The sequence below is a fragment of the Hydrocarboniphaga sp. genome, assembly GCF_028291725.1.
Classification (GTDB): Bacteria; Pseudomonadota; Gammaproteobacteria; order Nevskiales; family Nevskiaceae; genus Hydrocarboniphaga.
Map to the genome: position 1 here is coordinate 14923 of NZ_JAQGNT010000002.1, position 19517 is coordinate 34439.

General features: G+C 64.5%; 17 protein-coding genes and 1 CRISPR repeat array. Of the genes, 4 read left to right on the top strand and 13 right to left on the bottom strand.

Features of this window, described 5'->3' with window-relative positions:
- Nucleotides 1-41 precede the first annotated feature (41 nt).
- On the top strand, nt 42-1751 hold the full coding sequence (gene cas1, locus JWQ90_RS00180) for a CRISPR-associated endonuclease Cas1 (protein WP_299687527.1): 1710 nt from the start codon (nt 42-44) through the stop codon (nt 1749-1751).
- The gene (gene cas2 / locus JWQ90_RS00185) at nt 1748-2044 is read left to right on the top strand and encodes a CRISPR-associated endonuclease Cas2 (RefSeq protein WP_299687530.1); all 297 of its coding nucleotides are present in this window, start codon (nt 1748-1750) and stop codon (nt 2042-2044) included. The genes cas1 and cas2 overlap by 4 nt, the downstream gene beginning before the upstream one ends.
- 234 nt (nt 2045-2278) lie before the next feature.
- A CRISPR array of direct repeats spans nt 2279-4321; the repeat unit is 37 nt; unit sequence GTTTTCTGCGGCAGGAATGCCGCGGCCTCATTGAAGC.
- Nucleotides 4322-4714: 393 nt separating this feature from the next.
- Here the strand turns inward: cas2 and flgL are convergent.
- The 13 genes from flgL to JWQ90_RS00250 all read right to left on the bottom strand — a co-directional run bounded on the left by flgL (nt 4715) and on the right by JWQ90_RS00250 (nt 18101).
- Nucleotides 4715-5914 carry a flagellar hook-associated protein FlgL gene (gene flgL / locus JWQ90_RS00190; RefSeq protein ID WP_299687534.1) on the bottom strand — a complete coding sequence of 400 codons (1200 nt, stop codon included), beginning with the start codon at nt 5912-5914 and terminating at the stop codon, nt 4715-4717.
- Nucleotides 5915-5963: 49 nt separating this feature from the next.
- Nucleotides 5964-7850, bottom strand: a complete 1887-nt coding sequence (gene flgK / locus JWQ90_RS00195; protein WP_299687538.1) for a flagellar hook-associated protein FlgK — start codon at nt 7848-7850, stop codon at nt 5964-5966.
- A gap of 10 nt (nt 7851-7860) precedes the next feature.
- Nucleotides 7861-8766, bottom strand: coding sequence for a flagellar assembly peptidoglycan hydrolase FlgJ (gene flgJ / locus JWQ90_RS00200; RefSeq protein WP_299687541.1), 906 nt, complete (start codon nt 8764-8766; stop codon nt 7861-7863).
- Between the two features lie 121 nt (nt 8767-8887).
- Entirely contained in the window at nt 8888-9994 is a 1107-nt protein-coding gene (locus tag JWQ90_RS00205) for a flagellar basal body P-ring protein FlgI (RefSeq protein WP_299687544.1), read from the bottom strand.
- Nucleotides 9994-10647, bottom strand: a complete 654-nt coding sequence (flgH, locus tag JWQ90_RS00210; protein ID WP_299687547.1) for a flagellar basal body L-ring protein FlgH — start codon at nt 10645-10647, stop codon at nt 9994-9996. The genes JWQ90_RS00205 and flgH overlap by 1 nt, the downstream gene beginning before the upstream one ends.
- Nucleotides 10647-11432, bottom strand: coding sequence for a flagellar basal-body rod protein FlgG (gene flgG, locus JWQ90_RS00215; RefSeq protein WP_299687550.1), 786 nt, complete (start codon nt 11430-11432; stop codon nt 10647-10649). The genes flgH and flgG overlap by 1 nt, the downstream gene beginning before the upstream one ends.
- 139 nt (nt 11433-11571) lie before the next feature.
- The gene (locus JWQ90_RS00220; protein ID WP_299687553.1) at nt 11572-12840 is read right to left on the bottom strand and encodes a hypothetical protein; all 1269 of its coding nucleotides are present in this window, start codon (nt 12838-12840) and stop codon (nt 11572-11574) included.
- Between the two features lie 619 nt (nt 12841-13459).
- Nucleotides 13460-14203: a flagellar basal body rod protein FlgF gene (locus JWQ90_RS00225; protein WP_299687556.1), complete on the bottom strand. Its 744-nt coding sequence runs from the start codon at nt 14201-14203 to the stop codon at nt 13460-13462.
- A 32-nt stretch (nt 14204-14235) separates the two neighbouring features.
- Entirely contained in the window at nt 14236-15456 is a 1221-nt protein-coding gene (flgE, locus tag JWQ90_RS00230; RefSeq protein WP_299687559.1) for a flagellar hook protein FlgE, read from the bottom strand.
- A 58-nt stretch (nt 15457-15514) separates the two neighbouring features.
- Nucleotides 15515-16180 carry a flagellar hook assembly protein FlgD gene (locus tag JWQ90_RS00235; RefSeq protein ID WP_299687562.1) on the bottom strand — a complete coding sequence of 222 codons (666 nt, stop codon included), beginning with the start codon at nt 16178-16180 and terminating at the stop codon, nt 15515-15517.
- Between the two features lie 4 nt (nt 16181-16184).
- Complete coding sequence (flgC, locus tag JWQ90_RS00240) at nt 16185-16592, bottom strand: flagellar basal body rod protein FlgC (protein WP_299687565.1); 408 nt, start codon at nt 16590-16592, stop codon at nt 16185-16187.
- 11 nt (nt 16593-16603) lie between these two features.
- Nucleotides 16604-17017, bottom strand: coding sequence for a flagellar basal body rod protein FlgB (flgB, locus tag JWQ90_RS00245; protein WP_299687567.1), 414 nt, complete (start codon nt 17015-17017; stop codon nt 16604-16606).
- A 154-nt stretch (nt 17018-17171) separates the two neighbouring features.
- Nucleotides 17172-18101 (bottom strand): chemotaxis protein CheV, encoded by a 930-nt coding sequence (locus JWQ90_RS00250; protein WP_299687570.1) that lies wholly within the window; start codon nt 18099-18101, stop codon nt 17172-17174.
- 189 nt (nt 18102-18290) lie between these two features.
- Between JWQ90_RS00250 and flgA the strand changes: the two genes are divergently transcribed.
- Nucleotides 18291-18983, top strand: coding sequence for a flagellar basal body P-ring formation chaperone FlgA (flgA, locus tag JWQ90_RS00255; protein WP_299687573.1), 693 nt, complete (start codon nt 18291-18293; stop codon nt 18981-18983).
- Between the two features lie 209 nt (nt 18984-19192).
- Nucleotides 19193-19516: a flagellar biosynthesis anti-sigma factor FlgM gene (gene flgM, locus JWQ90_RS00260; protein ID WP_299687576.1), complete on the top strand. Its 324-nt coding sequence runs from the start codon at nt 19193-19195 to the stop codon at nt 19514-19516.
- The last annotated feature ends 1 nt before the right edge of the window (nt 19517 follow it).

Below are 19517 nucleotides of genomic sequence, written 5' to 3' on the forward strand. Positions count from 1 at the left end.
GCCTGCAAAGCCTAATAAAGCCTGACTAGGAGCCCTGACCGATGGATGGCCAACAGCACGAACTCGCTCTGCCCTTCCCGGAACTCACCGCCGACCAGCCGCTGTTGCCGGCGCGGATGATCAATGAGTACGTGTACTGCCCGCGCCTGGCGTACCTGGAATGGGTGCAGGGCGAATGGGCGGACTCGGGCGATACGGTCGACGGACGCTACAAGCATCGCCGCGTCGATGTAGCCGGCGGCGATCTGCCCGCCGCCGATGAAATCGAATCGGGCGAACGCATCCATGCACGCTCGGTCACGATCTCGTCGAACCGCCTCGGCCTGATCGCCAAGCTGGACCTGATCGAGGGCAGCGACGGCCAGGTACAGCCTGTCGACTACAAACGCGGCAAGCGGCCACACGTAGCACATGGGGCGTACGACCCCGAACGCGTGCAACTCTGCATCCAGGGCCTGATTCTCGAAGACCAGGGTTATCAGTGCGAATCCGGCGTTCTGTACTTCAGCGAATCGCGCGAGCGCGTGCCAGTGGTATTCGACGCGGAGTTGCGCGATCTCACGCTGTCGGCGATTCACGGCCTGCGCGGCATTGCGCTCGGCGGGCGTATCCCGCCGCCGCTGGAGGATTCGCCCAAATGCCCGCGCTGCTCGCTGGTGAGTATCTGCCTGCCGGACGAGATCAACTTTCTACAGAAGCAGGACACGCCACCGCGCCCGCTCGCGGTCGGCATTTCGGAATCACTGCCGATGTATGTGCAGGCCCACAAGGCCAAGATTGCAAAGTCCGGCGATAACCTGGAGGTCACCATCGACGACAAGCTGGTGGCGAAACCGCGGCTGGCCGAAATCTCGCAGGTGATCCTGCAGGGCAACGTCTACATGACGACGCCAACCTTGCACGAGCTGATGCGCCGCGAGGTGCCCGTGGTGTGGCAAACCTACGGCGGCTGGTTTCTCGGCTACACCGCCGGCATGGGCCACAAGAACGTGGAGTTGCGGATTGCCCAGCATCGCGGTGCCGAGGACGAGAGTGTGTGCCTGGCGCTGGCCAAGGGTTGGGTTAGGGCCAAGCTGGTCAACAGCCGCGTGATGCTGCGCCGGAACTGGCGCGGCGAATCATCAGTGGATGCGCCGCTCGCACAGATCGAGCATTCCATCAAAACCGTGGCAAGGGCGCGGAATCTGGCCGAACTGCTGGGGATCGAAGGCAACGGCGCGGCGGTGTACTTCGGCGCATTCGCCGATCTGCTGAAACGCGATAAAGAGAGCGCGAACTTCTCTTTCGACTTCACGCACCGCAACCGCCGGCCGCCGGCCGATCCGGTCAATGCCCTGCTGTCGTTCTCCTACGCGATGCTGACGAGGACGTTTGCGATTGCTGCCACATCGGTCGGCTTCGATGGCTACCGCGGCTTTTACCATCAGCCCCGCTATGGCCGGCCCGCGCTGGCGCTGGATCTGATGGAGCCCTTCCGTCCGCTGATCGCGGATTCCGCCGTCCTCCAGGCCATCAACAACGGCGAGGTCCGGCCGACGGACTTCGTAGGCGGCGCGGGTCGGGTTAATCTGTCGGAGGAAGGACGCAAGCGATTCATCGCCACGTTTGAACGGCGGCTCTCGCACGAGATCACGCATCCGCTGTTCGGATACAAGATCAGCTATCGGCGATTGATCGAGCTGCAATGCCGCCTTCTGGGCCGGTTCTTGCTCGGTGAATTGCGAGAAAACCCCAACTTCACAACGCGATGAAGACCGAAGAGCATCTCTACATTGTCAGCTACGACATCGGCGATCAGAAACGCTGGCGCCGGGTCTTCAGGCTCATGAACGGCTTCGGCGAGTGGTTGCAGCTTTCGGTCTTCCAATGCCGCCTTTCCTACAAGCGCCATGCGGAACTGGTGGGGCTCATCAACGGCCTGATCGTGGACGGGCTGGATCACGTCGTGATGCTGGACCTGGGGCCGGCTGACGCGGTCAAGCCCCGGGTGGTCAGCTTGGGCAAGTCGTTCGACGCCGTAAAGCGCGAACCGACTATCGTGTGACCCGTGACCCGACACTCGCCCTTGGGTCACCTCTTGCCTCGCCGGCGCGAGCGCTCCAGTGGCGACGAATTCCCTAGGGAGCGCTCGCGGCGCTCTATGCTCTTTAACAATAGATACTTAGCTATCCGCTCCATTGCCTTTGCTCCTTGCGTGAATGTCCAGGCTCCCTCAAAATCGCCAGCGCTCGCATTCTTGGCTTTTAAAGCTGTCAGTTCAGGGGCTTGGGATGGGACTGTTTTCTGCGGCAGGAATGCCGCGGCCTCATTGAAGCTTCTTGGCCAAACTTCGCGATCCAGGCATCGCGCAGTTTTCTGCGGCAGGAATGCCGCGGCCTCATTGAAGCAGGGGATCGCGAAGGCGAAGGCGATCGACGGCAGCATGTTTTCTGCGGCAGGAATGCCGCGGCCTCATTGAAGCAAGCTCGGCGCGTATGTTGTTGACATCCGTCTTGCTCGTTTTCTGCGGCAGGAATGCCGCGGCCTCATTGAAGCCGAGACGCGATTCAAGCTGTCCACCGGATTCAGCGTTGTTTTCTGCGGCAGGAATGCCGCGGCCTCATTGAAGCGTGAAATGTCATCGCTCTTGCTCCCTTGTCCATGTAGTTTTCTGCGGCAGGAATGCCGCGGCCTCATTGAAGCCGGGATCTGCTGCGCCTTCAAGCCGGCGGCCCAATAGTTTTCTGCGGCAGGAATGCCGCGGCCTCATTGAAGCAACCTCATCAAGCGTTCTTTCGGTTTTTCCCTGCTGTCGTTTTCTGCGGCAGGAATGCCGCGGCCTCATTGAAGCACACAGGATATCGAGACGATTCTGGCGCGCGGCGTGCTGTTTTCTGCGGCAGGAATGCCGCGGCCTCATTGAAGCGCTCAACAGAAACATACGAAGAGTTCGAGCAACGCGTTTTCTGCGGCAGGAATGCCGCGGCCTCATTGAAGCGAGGGCTCCTCCTGAGTGGGTCAAGCCTGGCACGCTGCGTTTTCTGCGGCAGGAATGCCGCGGCCTCATTGAAGCGATGGCAATCTCCGTTATCGGAAGCCCGCTCCATACATGTTTTCTGCGGCAGGAATGCCGCGGCCTCATTGAAGCACCCGCTGAGCCTGCGCGCCGGCGCATTGCTTGCCGGCGGTTTTCTGCGGCAGGAATGCCGCGGCCTCATTGAAGCCAGCAAACTCGGGATGGGGTATAGGGTCGCGACGATGTTTTCTGCGGCAGGAATGCCGCGGCCTCATTGAAGCGCAGGATGGCTCCTAACACAATCTTTCTATAGAAAGCGTTTTCTGCGGCAGGAATGCCGCGGCCTCATTGAAGCAGCAAAACCTTCGTCCACTTCGGCGCTAGGCTCATTGTTTTCTGCGGCAGGAATGCCGCGGCCTCATTGAAGCTGAGTGATAGGCGCAAGGCGGATCACAGAGCACCTCGTTTTCTGCGGCAGGAATGCCGCGGCCTCATTGAAGCGGACTCAGCAGCTGATTGATGCTTTCGGCTTAAGGCTGTTTTCTGCGGCAGGAATGCCGCGGCCTCATTGAAGCGGCTTGCACAAGCCCGTCGCGTGGAACCGGACCAGCCGTTTTCTGCGGCAGGAATGCCGCGGCCTCATTGAAGCTCCACACACCGCAGATGCGGCAGCCAGTAGCGCGGACCGTTTTCTGCGGCAGGAATGCCGCGGCCTCATTGAAGCGAGGCCGGCGCGGTCGTAGTTCTTGGGCGCCGGCCGCTGGTCGTTTTCTGCGGCAGGAATGCCGCGGCCTCATTGAAGCGGCCCGACGTGATAGATCAGTCGTGGTGGCGATGAGTGTTTTCTGCGGCAGGAATGCCGCGGCCTCATTGAAGCCAGACCATCAAATAGGTGGCACCGTCGAAGGCGTCATCTGGTTTTCTGCGGCAGGAATGCCGCGGCCTCATTGAAGCGGTGACGCGCGCCTGGAACGCGCCATCCGACATCCCCGTTTTCTGCGGCAGGAATGCCGCGGCCTCATTGAAGCGGAGCGCGGCCGAACTCTTCGACGCTCGCGCTTATCTCGTTTTCTGCGGCAGGAATGCCGCGGCCTCATTGAAGCGCTTGGAACGCATCAGCTGCCGCCCTTCACATCTGGGGTTTTCTGCGGCAGGAATGCCGCGGCCTCATTGAAGCTCCGTCCTTGTCTTTCGTTCCATTGTCCACCATGACAAGGTTTTCTGCGGCAGGAATGCCGCGGCCTCATTGAAGCGTCCACACATTCGGGTTGAACAGCGACAGCGTCTCGGTTTTCTGCGGCAGGAATGCCGCAGCCTCATTGAATCGGCGATCAGGGTCGGCCGCGAATGGCGCTTACCTAGCATGAAACATTCGTAGGTCGGCAATCCTTTGCCGACGGCGGCAGCCGATGCGCAAACACCAGGCATGTCGGCAAAGGATTGCCGACCTACAATTCGACTCAGCTTTCGTTTCATCATCGGGGGCGGCGAAAGCGACATGTCCGCCGTGCGTCGTCATCTCCGCGAATGCGGGGATCCAGAATCGCCTGACGTTGGCTGCTCGCTCGCCCCCTGGATTCCCGCCTTCGCGGGAATGACGAAGCAGGCTGTAGCGCTTAAGCACCTGCCATTCGCATCTACTTCGGAGACGGCCATGCTCTTGATCGGATTTGCGTCAAAACTTCTGGCGAAGCTTAACCAGAACTACCTGCCGAACGATCAGCGCAGGTAATCGAACAGGCTCAGGCTCTGGATCTTCAGATAGCTCTGCTGCGCCGCCTGTAGCGTGGTCGTGGTCTGCGACAGCTGCGCGGCAGCCGAGGTGTAGTCGATCTCGCGCAGCCCGGACAGCGTCTCCTGCAGCTGCACCGAGCGCGCGTCGAGTTGCGCGCCGGCGTCGTCGAGTGCATTCAAACGCGCACCGACACCGCCGCGCACGTCGGTGATGTGGTCGATCGCCGTGTCCAGCGACTGCAGCGTGTTGTACATCGTGGTCTGGTCGCGGGATGTCTGCGCTGGCGTACGCCCGGAGCCCGAGACCACGTCGATCATGTTCTGCACCGTGGTGAACACGTCCTGCTGCTGGCTCGGCGCGATCGTGAACGTGTCGCCGTCGGACGGCGCGCCGTTGAGCGTGATCGACGCACCGCGCAGCGAAATTGCCTCGTTCGCAGTGTAGACGCCACTGGACACCAGGTTGCCGGCGGCGTCGAGCACGCTGTAATTGCCGGCGCTGAAGCCGATGCTGTAGGTGCCGCCGTCCCACAGGCTGGAGTCGCTGAAACCCAGGTTCTGCACGATCGTCGAGCCCTGGTTGCCGCTGCCTGCGGAGACCGCGATCTGGCCGTTGCCGGAGCCTATGCTCATGAACACGTCATTGCCGGCATCGCTCATCGAGATGTCGCGATTGGAGCCGATCGCCAGTTGCGACACCATCGTGTCGCCCTGATAAATGAAGCTGCTTCCGATCTTGTCGAACGGCCGCGATTGCGTGCGGCTGCCAGAGAAGATATAGCCGCCCTGCCCGTCCCGCGCATTGGCCTGGGACATCAACTGGCTGAGGCGCTCGGTCATTTCCTGCGCGATCGATTTGCGGTCGCTGTCGGTGGCGGTGCCGCTGTTGGCCATCACTGCGAGTTCGCGGATCCGCGACAGCGCGTCGGTGGCGCCGGACAGCGCCCCCTCTTCCAGATTCAGGCGGTCCTGGGCGCTGCCGATGTTGCTCGTCCACTGCGCCGCATCGGCCAGCGCCTTGTCGACGTTGAGCGCGCGCGCCGCCGCCACCGGGTCTTCGCCGGCGCGGGTATAGCGCATGTTGGTGGCCATCTGCGACTGCAGCTTGGCCAGCGCCTGGCTCTGCGCCTGCATCGATGCAACGCCCTGCTGGAACAGTCCTGCCGTGGTGACTCGCAAGCTCATAGCCGCTCTCCGCTGGTATTTCTGCTACTGCGCCCTGATCAGCTGTGCATCAGCCGCGCACGGCCGACAGCAAGGAATCGAACAAGGTGTTGGCTGCCGACACGATCTGCGCGGCGGCCTGGTAAGCCTGCTGGAAGCGAATCAGGTCGGCCGCCTCCTCGTCCAGATTCACACCGGACACCGAATCGCGTTCGGCCTGGGTCTGCGTGCTCAGCGAGGTCTGCGCATCGAGCTGGGTGCTCGCCTGCGAAGCCTGGCTGCCGACCGCGGACACCAGCGCGCTGTTGGCCGCTGCCAGGGTGTTGCGGCCGCCGGACAACAGGCCCTGGTTGGCGACCGCGGCCAGCGCCAGCGCATTGCTGTTGTCGCCGGAGGCACCGTCATTGCGGCTCAGCGTGAAGCTGTCGCCGCTCGCCGGGATGCCGCCGAGCTTCGCGCTCCAGCCGTTGACCGCGATCGCGCCGTCGCTGGCTAGCGTGTAGCTGCCGCTGCCGTTGATCGTGTAGGTGCTGGCCGAAGTGAAGGCGATGGTCGTCGTCTGCAGCAGGTTCGGGTTGCCGGCATCGAGCACTTCAGGCGCGCCGATGCTGGACAGGCCGCTGTTGCCGGTACCGGCGCTGGTGCGCAGCGGGCTCGCCGCGGCAAGGCGCGCCGGATCGCTGATCGCCAGCTTGAACTGGCCGGCGGCATTGCGTGTCGGCTGCACCAGAAACTGGTCGCCGGCCTGCGCCGATCCGCCGAGCACCAGCTTCACACCATTGGCCACCAGTGGATCGGCCGCGGTGCCGCTGCCGCTCAGCGCGACCGGCGCGCCGGTGCCGGCGTCGCTCATCTTCCAGCTCGCGCCGTCGTAGCTGAGCGTGTAGTCCTGCGAGGTCAGCGCGCCGATATCGCCGATGCTGGCGCTGAGGGTTGCGGTGCCGGTGTTGGTGCGCGCCGGCGTCGTCGTCCCGGTCGGCACCGTGAATAGCGCGCCGCCCATCTCGCCGTATTGATCCATGCCCTCGGCATGCTGCGCGTTGATCGCGCTCGACAGCGCGGAGGCGATGGTGCCGAGCTGGTTCATCGCCGGCTCCAGCACTTCGCGGCGAAAATCGAGCAGGCCGCCGAGCGTGCCGCCGGAAACCTGCTGCGTCACCGTCACCGGTGCGCCGCCGCCGTTGAGCACCAGCGCACGCGGCCGGCCGTAGGCGTCGGCGACGACGTCGAGCGTGGCGGCGCGCGTACCCAGCACCAGTGCCTGGCCGCTGCCGAGCGTGACGTTGACCGAGCCGTCGTCGGTGGTGGTGGTGCTGATCCCGACCTGGGTCGCCAACGAGCGCAGCGCGATATCACGCTGGTCCATCAGCTCGTTCGGCAGCTCGCCGGCATTGGCCGCGGTCGCCTGCGCGATTCGCTCGTTGAGCGTCGCGACCTGTTTGGCGAGCAGGTTGACCTGGCTGGTGGTATCGGCGAGCCGCGCATCCACATCGCCGTCGGCCGCGTTGAAGTTGTTCTGCAGATCGTTGAAGCGCGAACTCAGCGCCGCGGCGCCGCTGAGCACGACCTGGCGCGTCGCCGACGAAGACGCACTCGAGCCCAGGCTGTTGACCGAATCGAAGAAGCCCTGCATCGAGCTGGACAGGCCGGTGTTGGTGCCTGACAGCCAGCTGTCGACGCTCGTCGCCTGCGCAGAAAAGGTGCTGATGCGCGCCAGGCTGCTGTCCTGGCTGACCATCCGGCTGAACACGAACTGGTCGCTCAAGCGCTGGATCGATCGCACCGAAACACCGTCGCCGTTGGCGACCGCGCCGCCCGACAGGCTGCGCGCCGCGAGGTCGATGCGCTGGCGGCTGTAGCCCGCGGTGTTGGCGTTGGCGATGTTCTGGCCGACCACGTTCAGCGCGGACCGATACGCGAGTAGCGCGCTGCTGCCGATGCCGAGTAGGTCTGACATGTGCGGTTTCCTAGACGCTGTAGCGAGCGCGCGCCGACGACAGCGCAGCGCTCATGTTGGAGCCATTGGCGACGTCGACGATCTTGCCGGCGTAGCCCGGGTCGGTTGCATATCCGGCCTTCTGCAAGCCCTGTGCGAAGCCCTGCACGGTGTCGGCGCGCAGCGCCTGCAGATAGCGCGGGTTGTCCTTCAGGAAGCTGACGTAGTCGTCGAAAGAATCCGCCAGCGAGTCATAGGAGCGGAACGCGGCCTGCTCGCTGCCGAAGCTGCCGCGGCGGTATTCCTGGGTCGAGGTCTGCACGCTGTCACCGCTCCAGCTCTTGTTCGCCTTGATGCCAAACAGGTTGTAGCTGGCGCTGCCATCGCTATCGCGGGACATGTGTTTGCCCCAGCCGGTTTCGAGCGCGGCCTGCGCCATGATCGCGCGCGCCGGTACGCCCAGCGCCTGCGCCGCTTTCTCGGCGTGCGGGCGGATCTTGTCGATGAAATCCTGCGCGTCGACCGGCGGCCAGTCGGCGGTCGACGCCGCCTGTGGGTCGGGCTTCAGCCCGACGCTTTGAACGGGAGGAGGCGTCGGGCTGAAGTCCGATCCAACCGGCTCTGCCGTCGCCACCGCCGACCGCGCCTGCGTCAGCTGCTGCACCAGCAGATCGGCGAGCCCCATGCCCTTGCCGCTGGACAGGCTCAGCGACAGCTGCTGGTCGTACATGCCCTGGTAGAAGTCGCCCTGCTCGCCCATCGTCGAATCGCCCGGCAGCGCATCGCGCATGCTCTTGAGCATCATCTGCGTGAACAGCGCCTCGAACTGCTGGGCGCTTTTTTTCAGCGCCGTGCTGTCGTCCGCGCGCACCGAGGCACGCAGACTCTGCAGCTGGCCGAGATCAAGTGCGTTGAGCTGTGGCGCGGAGCTGATCATGGAGACCCCAACCACGGCCCGTGTAGGAGCGGGTCATACCCGCGACTGTGCCGTTCAGGGCCTGAGTCGCGGGTATGACCCGCTCCTACAGGTGCAGCTCGTGTTCGGATGCTGTTGTCCACTAGATCACCACCAGCTCGGCGCGCAGCGCGCCGGCCTGTTTCAGCGCTTCCAGAATCGCGACCAAATCACCCGGCGATGCGCCGATCTGGTTGACCGCGCGGACGATCTCGTCGAGATCCACGCCGGCCGGGAACTTGAACATCTGCCCGCCGCTCTGCGTGACTTCGATCGACGACTGCGGCACGACCGCGGTTTCGCCTTTCGAGAACGGCAGTGGCTGGCTGACTTGCGGACGCTCGGTGATCGTCACCGACAGGCTGCCGTGGGCGACCGCGGCCGGCATCACCTCGACCTTGCTGCTGATGACGACGGTGCCGGTGCGCGAGTTGATGATCACGCGCGCCGGTGCTTCACCCGGCGTCACGTCGATACTCTCCAGCTCGGCCATGAACATCACGCGCTGATTGCTGTCCTGCGGCGCCTGCACTGCGACGGTGACCGAATCGATCGCGCGGGCGACTTGCGATTTCAGCGCCGCATTGATGCCCTGGGCCAGACGCGTCGCGGTGGTGAAATCGGCGGTGTGAAGGTTCAGCAGCAGATCGCCGCCGGCGTCGAAGGCGCTGGGCACCGAGCGCTCGACCGATGCGCCGCCCGGGATGCGGCCGGCGCTCGGGATGTTGACCGTCACACGCGAACCGTCCTTGCCGGACACGCCAAGCCCACCGACGATGACGTTGCCCTGCGCGATCGCATAGATCTGCCCGTCGGCTCCTTTCAGCGGCGCCATCAGCAGCGAGCCGCCGCGCAGCGAACCGGAGTTGCCGATCGAGGCGACGGTGATGTCGATCATCTGGCCGGGCTTGGCGAACGGCGGCAGCTCGGCGTGGATGGCGACGGCGGCGACATTCTTCAGCTGCGGATTGACATTGGCCGGTACGGTGACGCCGAGCTGCGCGAGCATACTCTTCAGGCTCTGCACCGTGAACGGCGCCTGCGTGGTCTGGTCGCCGCTGCCGTCGAGCCCGACGACCAGGCCATAACCGACCAACGCATTGGTACGCACACCCTGCACCGACGCCAGATCCTTGACGCGTTCCGCGCGCACAGGTGCTGCGAAGCTCAGCGATATCGCCAGCGCAATGCCGATCGAAAAGGTCTTCATCAGAACGGCATCCAGGGAGAATTGAAGAAGCGCGACACCCAGCCCTGCGAGTTGGAATCCGCAAGCGCGCCACGCCCTGCGTAAGTCACGCGCGCATTGCCGACACGATCCGAGGAGATCGTATTGCTGGTGCTGATGTCGGCCGAGCGCACGAGTCCTTCGAGCTTGACCACTTCCGATCCCTGATTGAGCTCCAGCAGTTTCTCGCCGCGTACCAGCAGATTGCCGTTGGCGTAGCGTTGCACGACGGTGACGGTGACGCTGCCCGACAGCGAGTTGCTCTGGCTGGTGTCGCCCTTGCCGTCGAACGTGCGGTCGCCGGAGAAGCCGACGCCGTAGGTGAGTTTCTTGCCGAAGGCGCTGATGTCGCCCAGGCTGGTGTCCTGCTTCTTGCTGGTCGAGGTCGCAGCGGATTTCTTCGCCTGCGTGCTCTCCACCAGCACCACGGTCAGCAGGTCGCCGACGTTGCGCGCGCGGTTGTCCTCGAACAGGCTGATGCTGCCGCCTTCGGCGTAGATCGCGCCGGGCTGTGGCAGCGCCTGCGGCATCGGCGGCACCAGCGCGGCGTCGGCCGGCTTCGGCGATGCGCCCGGCATCGCGCAGCCGGCCAGGGAAATCAGCGCGAAAAATGAGAGTAGCGCGCGCGTCTTCATTACAGGTTCTGCGTCAGGAACTGCAGCATCTGGTCGGTGGTCGAGATCGCTTTCGAATTCATCTCGTAGGCGCGCTGGGTCTCGATCATGTTGACCATCTCCTCGACGACATTGACGTTCGAGGCCTCCAGCGAACCCTGCACCAGCGCACCCAGGCCGTTGAGGCCCGGTGTGCCGCTCTGCGGCGAACCGCTGGCGGCGGTTTCGCTATAGAGGTTTTCGCCGCGTGCTTGCAGGCCCGCGGGATTGATGAAGTCGGCGATCGTCAGCGTACCGATCTGCTGCGGCGTGGTCTGCCCGGACAGCGTCACCGAGACGATGCCGTCGCCGGAAATTGTCATGTTTTGTGCGCCGGTGGGGATCTGCAATCCTGGCTGCACCGCATAGCCCTTGTCGGTGACGATCTGCCCCTGGCTGTCGACCTGGAAGCTGCCGTCGCGCGTATAGGCGATGGTACCGTCGGGCTGCAGCACCTGGAAGAAGCCGCGGCCGTTGATCGCGACGTCCATCGAGTTATTGGTCAGCGACATGTTGCCCTGGGTGAACAACTTCTCGGTCGCGCCGATGCGCACACCGGTGCCGAGCGAAAGCCCCGAAGGCGACTGCGTCTGCGTGCTGGTCTGTGCGCCGGCAGTCTGCACGTTCTGGTAGAGCAGATCCTGAAAATTGGCGCGGCCGCGCTTGAAGCCTGTGGTGTTGACGTTGGCGAGGTTGTTGGACACGACGGCCATGCGCGTCTGCTGCGCATCGAGACCGGTCTTGGCGACCCACAGTGCTGAATTCATCGTGTTGCTCCGACGCCGGAGGTTTGGCGTTTGGAGCTTCTATACAAGCCGTGGGCCAGGGGAATTGTGGGCTTTGGTGTCGGGTTTTCGGCGCGCGAGTTTAGGGGGCTTCGTTCGTGGCTGCTGCTAGCCAGGCGATTCACCGCCCCATCTTGATCGTCACGGCCTGCGGCGCGCCCATTACGTAATAGTTGCTGTCGTAACTGAGCACCGTGCCGCTGGCCGTGGCCGCACCGACCGCAAAGCCCGAGGGAGCTCCGATGTCCAAGGTCACGTCGCCGCCGGACGCGCCGCAGGACGCTGTGCCGGACCCCGAAGCCTTGAGGCTGCCCTGGGTGATCGCGATCGTCACGCTGGCCGAGGCCACGTTGCTGGAGCAGGTAATATGCGCAGTGGCCTTCAGCGTGGTGTTCACGCCGCAACCCAGGTCGGGGAAGCAGTAGGGCTTGCGGCGCAGCGTCACCGACGAGTCAATGCTCACGCTGCCCGTAATCGGCGGCGGCGAGGGCTGCAGCGCCAGCTGTGCGGCGGCGTGGCCGGCGTTGTCGGCGCCGCCGGCCAGCTCGATCATGTACGTGGTGCCCGCCACCGGCGTGAAGCGCGCGCCGCCGGCCTTGGCATTGCCCAGCGCACTGCAGCCCACGGCGTGCAGCGTGTCCAGGTTGCCCGTGAACACGCCGATGTAGCCCGGCGTGCCATCCTCGGTATAGAGCACGTCGAGCTGCTGCGCCGAGGTGGCGGTGTAGCGATACCAGATGGTGTCGCCGAGCACGTACTGAATGCCGTCGTCGGGATCGTCCGTGCAGCTCAGCGGATCGAAGCTGGAATCGCTATTGGCGGGGCCAGCGTCCACAGTGGTGGCGTAGGGCACGGAGGGCGCGGTCACCGCGTACCAGAACAGGTCGTTGGGCGGCGGCGCAACGTTCTGCCCCTCGGGGAAATAAGCCAGCGGGTTGAAGTTGAGATTCAAAAAGCTGAGCGCACCGGCAACGGGCGACGAGACCTCCAGGTAATAAGTGGTCCCGGCGGTGGCCTGAAACTCCACGGCGTGCGCATCGGGATTGCACTGCGCCACGCTCAGCGCGCCCGGCGCGCCCGTCCAGATCGACATGCGCGGCCGCTGCGAGGTGGAGCCGCTGGTGAGCTGCAGATGGGCCTCGATGAACTGGTCCACCGGCGAGGTATAGCGATACCAGACGCTCTGGTAGGGCGTGGTGCCGCAGCTGGGATCGCTGGCAACGGTGGTGGCATCGGTCAGCGTCACGGTGGCCGCCGTACCGGAGTCGGCGATCACGATGGCGTGGCTGATGTCATCGTTCGCCGGAGGCGCCGCGTGCGCGGGCAAGTTTGCGGCCAGCAGTATAAAAAACGCTGCGACGAGTCGCAGGCCGGTTGGTTTCGCGATCATGTGATTTCCCTTTCCAAGATCCAGCCGTTACAGCCCCGGCGACAAGTTGCCTAGGGAGCAGACGCTTGTCATGAGGAAAGTCCCTTGGAGCTAATGCGGATGCAATCGGCCACAAGCCAGCGCGACGCCGTTGCCTGCGTGCAAGCGGGTCGTTCAAAAGCGCGGCGATCCAGCGCCGAAATGTGATGCGTGGATCTCAGCTTTCTCGCCGTGACAATGCTGATTTGGACCAGCGATCCCCCAACAGCGAAAAGCCCCTCACCCGGCGCTGCGCGCCACCCTCTCCCGCAAGCGGGAGAGGGGAAAAGCTTCTCGCGAGGCGAAGCGAGTCTGTTGCCTTTGATTTGCCGGGTTCCCTTGAAAGTCGCCGATTGTTGGGGCGCGCGCAGGGGGCAAGCGGCCACGGATGGCCGCTTGAGAGCGAAATGAGACAGGATGTCGAATTCGCTCGACCCCGAGCACGTCCCAACAATCGGGTACCGGCGCCAGCCGGCGACTTTCCAGGGCGTGCTTTCTTTGGTGACTTTCTTTGCACGAGCAAAGAAAGTCACGCCCGCCGGCGAGGCTGAAAACTCGCAGAGCACGACAGGCCAAGAGCGAGCAGCCCCAAACGAAACCCCTACCCGCCCATCTTCATAATCGAACTCGAGGCCTGCGCATTCTCATCCGCACTCTTCATCAACTTCGTCTGCAACTCGAACTGCCGCGCCAGCGAAATCATGTTCACCATGCTTTCCGCCAGATTCACATTGGAGCTTTCCAGCGCACCCGAGGTCACGACCGAGCCAGCGGCAGACGACAACTGCACACCCGCAGACGCGCGCATCAGCCCATCGGCACCGCGCAGCAATTGCGAAGGCTCGGCCGTGACCACTTTCAGCCGCCCGACCACTGCCTGCGCCGCCGCGCTCTGCCCCTGCGGCACGATCGAGATCGTGCCGTCCGACGCGATGCTCACCGAACTCGCCGGCGGCACCGACAACGGCCCGCCCTCGCCCATCACCGCCTCGCCGCTGCCGGTCAGCAGCCGCCCGAGATTGTCGATCTGCAAATCGCCGCGGCGCGTATACGCCTCGCTGCCATCGGCAGTCTGCACGGCAAGCCAGTCCTTGTCCGCAAACGCCACGTCGAGATCGCGATTGGTCTGCTGCAGCGTGCCGGACGACGAGTCCCAGCCGCCGTCACTGCTGCGCACGTTGACGCGCGTCTGCAGGCTGTTGCCTTGAACGACGACGGCCTGCGCCTCGACCAGCTGGGCCTTGAAGCCGAGCGTGCTGGCGTTGGCGAGGTTGTGGCTGTTGACGGCCTGCGCCAGCATCGTCTGCGTAGCGCCGCTCATGCCGACATAGAGCGCACGATCCATGGACGAATCTCCTTAAAAAAAAGCGTGGACGACTAGCGCAGATTCATGATCGTCTGCAGCATCTCGTCGGCCGTGGAAATGACCTGCGAGTTCGCCTGGTAATTGCGCTGCGCGGTCATCATGTTGACCAGCTGCTCGGTCAGGTCGACGTTGCTGGCCTCGAGCGCGCCCGACTGCACGGCGCCGAAGTTGGCGCTGCCGGCGGTGCCGGCGATTGGCTGGCCGGACACGAAGGTCTCGGCCCAGGTTGCCGAGCCCAGCTGCTGAAGACCTTGCTGATCCGGAAACAGCGTCATCATGATCTGGCCCAGCGGGGTCAGCTGGCCATTGCTGTAGCGCGCCTGCACGACGCCGGCGTCGGTGATCGTCAGGCCGCTGAGTTCACCGGCCGCATAACCGTCCTGGGACAGCGTGCCGACCGTGAAGCTATCGCCGTACTGCGTGCTGTCGGCAACATCGAGCGTCAGCGCCAGCGGCGCCGAGCCGTTGGGCAGCGTCAGTGGATTGAGCGTGATCTGGCCACTGGCCGGCGATGTCAGCGTGCCGGAGGTGTCGAAGCTCACCGCGGTACCGGTGCCGACCTCGGTGCCGTCAACTGTCGTATGCAGGGTCCATTCACCGGCGGTCGCGGTCTTGGCGTAGTACAGCGACGCGGTGTGCGGCGTACCGAGCGAGTCGTAGACCGTCAGCGACGTGGTCTTGTTGTAGCTGCTGGCATCGCTCGCGGAGAACGGCGTCGTCGTCGGCACGGCCGCACTCGCGGGCAGGTTTACCGAGGCCGTGATCGCTTTCGACGCCGCGGGCGGATTGGTGCTGCCGGAGATATGCAGATCCACCGGCGCGGCGGTGTTGAACGTCCCGCTCGTGCCGCTGGGCGGATACACCTGCAGGCGCGCACCGCCGCTGCTGACCACATAGCCGTTGCGATCGGTAGAGAACGCCCCGGCGCGCGTATACACGCGCGTGCCCTTGTCGGACATCGTGAAGAAGCCGTCGCCGCTGATCGCAAGGTCCAGCGACTTGCCGGTGTTGTTGATCGTGCCTTGAGCGAACTGCTGCGCGATGCGATCCACGCGTACGCCGAAGCCGCTGTTGGTCGCCGACAGATCGAAGGATGACTCGCGGTAGAAATCGCCGAACTCGGCGCGCGAGCCCTTGAAACCGACGGTGTTCGCGTTGGCAATGTTGTTGGACAGCGTGGCGAGATCCGTGTTGGCGGCGTTGAGCCCGGAGAGAGCGACGTTGAAGGACATGTTGGACTCCGTTGCGCAGCTTGCAGGGCTGCAGTGACAAGATGAGCGAAAGAGAGGTTTACTGGATGCGGGTGACGTCGCTGAAAGCGACTTCGCCGAGATTGACCATCTCGATATTCAGGCCGCCGCTGCTGCCGATCGAAACGCTGCCGACCTGGTCGAGTGCGTAGGTCGTCGCGGCGGTGGACGCGCTGCCGCTCTGCACCGTCGCCGATATCTTGTACAGGCCCTGCGACAGCGCGTCGCCGTCGGAATCGGTGCCGTCCCAGCGGAACGCGACTTGGCCCGCCGGCTGCGTGCCGAGGTCGAGCGTGCGCACCAGCACGCCGCTGCCGTCGCGCACTTCCAGGCGCACGTCGCCGCTGGACGGCACGTCGACCGCACCGCCCATGCCGGTGTCGTAGAGCACGCCGACGCTGCTGGGCACCAGCACGTCGTGGCCGATCAGCGCGGCCGCCTGCAGCGACTGGCTTGAGCTCAGCTGCGTCGCCAGGTCGCTGAACGAGCCCTGCAGCTTGTCGATACCGGACACGGTCGAGAACTGTGCGATCTGGCTGAAGAACTCGGTGTTTTCCATCGGCTTCATCGGGTCCTGATTCTGGATCTGCACTGTCATCAGCTTCAGGAAATCGTCCTGGCCCAGCGACTGCTTGGTGCTCGTCGTGCTCGAACCGAGGCCGAGTGCGGAATAGATGCTGTCATTGCTTGAGACCGGCGTGGTCATGGTTTTAGCGTCCCAGTGAAAGCGTGCGGATCGTCAGATCCTTGGCGGTGTTCATCATCTCGACATTGCTCTGATAGGCACGCGAGGCGGAGATCATGTCGACCATCTGCTCGACGACATTGATCTTCGGCGCATAGACGTAGCCGTCGGCGTCGGCCAGCGGATGCCCGGGTTCGTAGCGTTTGTCGGGTTCGGCGGTGCTCTGCAGCACGTCGGTGACCTTGACGCCCGGCATGTCTTCGCCGCCGGCTTCTGCGGAGGCCTCGAACACCGGCATATGCGCGCGGTAAACCTTGCTCGGATCGCCGACGACGCTGTCGGCATTCGCCAGGTTGCTGGCGACGGTGTTGAGACGCGTGGACTGCGCGGACAGCGCGGAGCCGGCGATATCGAAGATGCGGAAGGACGACATGCGTGTGTTCCTTATTGGCCGGTTATGGCGGTGAGCATGCCTTTCACGCGGCCGTCGACGAAGTTCAGGCTCGCCTGGTAGTGCAGCGCGGCGTCGGCGAATTTGGCTTGCTCGATCTGTGCGTCGACGGTATTGCCGTCGACGCTGTTCTGAGTCGGTACGCGCCAGACCAGGCCGGGAATCGACTCGCCCGAGACCGTGCCAGTCGCCAGCGAAGTACCGCTGCGGGTCGCGGCCATCTCAAGCCGGCCGCCGGCCGATGTGGACTGACCCAGCGCCTGCTGCAGCGTGGCGGCAAAGTCGACATCGCGCGCCTTGAAGTTGGGGGTGTCGCTGTTCGCCAGGTTGCCGGCGAGCACGTCCATGCGCTTGCGCTGCACGGCCAGTGCATCGGCATGCAGGCCAAAGAGGGGATCGAGTGCCATCGGGTTATCCGGATCGTGAGCTGACGAACCGGTACCTCCAAGCGCTGTGCCAGCAGAACAAAGGTCAATCCCGGAACTGTAGGAGCGGTCCTTGACCGCGATTGAGGCCGCACCGGCACAATCGCGGTCAAGGACCGCTCCTACAGGTGATGAATCACGCCGCCTGCTGCAGATTCAGCTGATCCAGCACCGCGCGCGCGAGTTCGTCGGCATTGAGCTTGGCCAGGAAACGGTCGGCGCCGACCTTCTTGACCATCGCCTGGTTGAAGATGCCCGACAGCGAGGAATGCAGCAGCACGTACAGGCCGGCCATGCGCGGATCGCGCCGGATTTCCGTCGTCAGCCGGTAGCCATCCATGTCCGGCATCTCGACGTCGGAGATCAGCATCAGCAGCTCTTTTTCGATGGCACCGGGCTGCATCGCCAGCTTCTGCAGATAGCTCAGCGCCTGGCGGCCGTCGTTGAGCATGATCGCCGGGATGCCGAGCTGGTCGAGCACGCGCTGGATGTGGCCGCGCGCGACGCGCGAATCGTCGGCCACCAGCACGCTGCGGCCGGCCAGCGCGCGCTGCACCGACGCCAGGTCGGCCACCGTGTCTTCGAGCGCCGGCATCTCACCGACGATCTCCGACAGTATCCGCTCTACATCAATGATTTCAACGGTCTGCTGTCCGACTTCGGTGACCGCGGTCAGATAGCTCGGGCCCTGCTCGGCTGCCGGCGGCGGGCGCACGCGATCGACATCGACATGGATAATGCGGTCGACCGAACGCACCAGGAAGGCCTGGGTGCTGCGGCTGAATTCGGAGACGATCAGGTGCGCCGAACTCGAGTCGCCGTCGCGGTCCAGAGCCTTCCACATATCGATCACCGGCATCACCTGGCCGCGGATCTCGGCGATGCCGGCGACGAAGGGATGCGCGCTCGGCATGTGCGTCAGCGCGGGCCGCTTTTGCACGGCCACGACCTTCAGCACGTTGATGCCAAAGATTTGACGCTCGTCGAGCCGGAACAGCAGCAAGGCGAGCCGGTTGAAACCGGCCAGCTGAGTCTGGGCTTCGATGCGTTCCAACAGGCCGGCCATGGCTTGATCTCGAAAGATGTCACTGCGCTATCGGCAAAGCCCGGCGCAACTGTAGGTCGGCAATCCCTTGCCGACATGTAAAGCCCGATACGCAACCGAGGCCTCACGTCGGCAAGGGATTGCCGACCTACGGCGGGCATGCGGCTTGCCATGGTAGATCGCTCTCTTTCGTTCAAATGAAGCCCCGCCATGTCCCTGAAACTGCATACCGCACTCGTGATCCTGCTGCTGGCCCTGCCCTACGCCGCGGTCTGGGCCGATGACGCGCAGGCAGTCGAAAGCCTGCGACGCGCGGCCGAAGGCTACGTGCAAGCCCAGGCTCCGGCCGGCGCGCAGATCAGCGCCGACGCGATCGACGCGCGCATGCGGCTGCCGGCCTGCGGCTCGCCGCTGACCGCGGCCAGCGGCGCCGGCGGTGGCGGCCAGCGCTGGACCGTGGCGGTGAACTGCGCCGGCCCGCAGGCCTGGACGGTGTACGTGCCGGTGAAAGTCGCCAGTGTCGCCGACGTGGTCGTCGCCGCACGCAACCTGCCGGCCGGCAGCCAGATCGCGCCCGGCGACGTACGGGTCGAGAAACGCGATACCTCGGTTCTGGCACAGGGTTATCTGGCCGACGCCGCGCTCGCCGTCGGCCAGATGCTGAGCCGGCCGCTGGCCGCTGGCGCGGTGCTGACGCCGCCGGGGCTGGCGCGCCCTAGCGTCGTGCGCCGCGGTGATCTGGTCACTCTGGTCAGCCGCAGCGGTGGCTTCGAGGTGCGGACTCAGGGAAAGGCGCTGGCCAACGGCGCGCTGGGCGAGCGCCTGGCGGTCGAGAACAGCAGCTCGCGTCGCGTGGTCCAGGGCCAGGTCGCGGCCGACGGCACGGTCGAGATCGCGCTGTAGGCCGGGTCGAGACCCGCCGTTTTTCTGTCTGAGTGTGACAAAACGGCGGGTCCAGACCCGCCCTACGCTGGCTATGCACCCGGCGAGTGACAGCTTACCGTCCGTCGGCCCCGCAAAAACTGCAAAAAGTTGCGTCTAAAGTTTGACGCAAGGCCGCCGATACCTCGTCCATGAGGGCAATCCGCCCGACCGATGTGAGTACCTAGGTCATGAGCACGAAGATCGATTCGTCCCCGAGCCTGCCGCTGAAGCTGCCCTCCATGGACAAGCTGGCCTCGGCCAAACTGGCCAAGGCCGCCTACGATTCCAAGCCGACCGGCGCCAGCAGCCCCAGCAGCCGCGGCGACGACACCGTGCAGATCACGGGGGACGCCATGAAGATGCAGAACCTCGAAAAATCGCTGGCCAGCAGCCGCTCGTTCGACGCCGAGCGCGTCGCGGCCGTGCGCCAGGCCATGGCCGACGGAAGCTACAAGATCGACCCCGAGCGCATCGCCTCGCGCCTGATGGCCAGCGACGCCCAGCTGGGCTGAT

Bases quoted from the DNA above. Each gene is read 5' to 3' on its own strand.
- cas1 (WP_299687527.1), top strand. From the start codon at position 42: ATGGATGGCCAACAGCACGAACTCGCTCTGCCCTTCCCGGAACTCACC.
- cas2 (WP_299687530.1), top strand. From the start codon at position 1,748: ATGAAGACCGAAGAGCATCTCTACATTGTCAGCTACGACATCGGCGAT.
- flgL (WP_299687534.1), bottom strand. From the start codon at position 5,914: ATGAGCTTGCGAGTCACCACGGCAGGACTGTTCCAGCAGGGCGTTGCA.
- flgK (WP_299687538.1), bottom strand. From the start codon at position 7,850: ATGTCAGACCTACTCGGCATCGGCAGCAGCGCGCTACTCGCGTATCGG.
- flgJ (WP_299687541.1), bottom strand. From the start codon at position 8,766: ATGATCAGCTCCGCGCCACAGCTCAACGCACTTGATCTCGGCCAGCTG.
- JWQ90_RS00205 (WP_299687544.1), bottom strand. From the start codon at position 9,994: ATGAAGACCTTTTCGATCGGCATTGCGCTGGCGATATCGCTGAGCTTC.
- flgH (WP_299687547.1), bottom strand. From the start codon at position 10,647: ATGAAGACGCGCGCGCTACTCTCATTTTTCGCGCTGATTTCCCTGGCC.
- flgG (WP_299687550.1), bottom strand. From the start codon at position 11,432: ATGAATTCAGCACTGTGGGTCGCCAAGACCGGTCTCGATGCGCAGCAG.
- JWQ90_RS00220 (WP_299687553.1), bottom strand. From the start codon at position 12,840: ATGATCGCGAAACCAACCGGCCTGCGACTCGTCGCAGCGTTTTTTATA.
- JWQ90_RS00225 (WP_299687556.1), bottom strand. From the start codon at position 14,203: ATGGATCGTGCGCTCTATGTCGGCATGAGCGGCGCTACGCAGACGATG.
- flgE (WP_299687559.1), bottom strand. From the start codon at position 15,456: ATGTCCTTCAACGTCGCTCTCTCCGGGCTCAACGCCGCCAACACGGAT.
- JWQ90_RS00235 (WP_299687562.1), bottom strand. From the start codon at position 16,180: ATGACCACGCCGGTCTCAAGCAATGACAGCATCTATTCCGCACTCGGC.
- flgC (WP_299687565.1), bottom strand. From the start codon at position 16,592: ATGTCGTCCTTCCGCATCTTCGATATCGCCGGCTCCGCGCTGTCCGCG.
- flgB (WP_299687567.1), bottom strand. From the start codon at position 17,017: ATGGCACTCGATCCCCTCTTTGGCCTGCATGCCGATGCACTGGCCGTG.
- JWQ90_RS00250 (WP_299687570.1), bottom strand. From the start codon at position 18,101: ATGGCCGGCCTGTTGGAACGCATCGAAGCCCAGACTCAGCTGGCCGGT.
- flgA (WP_299687573.1), top strand. From the start codon at position 18,291: ATGTCCCTGAAACTGCATACCGCACTCGTGATCCTGCTGCTGGCCCTG.
- flgM (WP_299687576.1), top strand. From the start codon at position 19,193: ATGAGCACGAAGATCGATTCGTCCCCGAGCCTGCCGCTGAAGCTGCCC.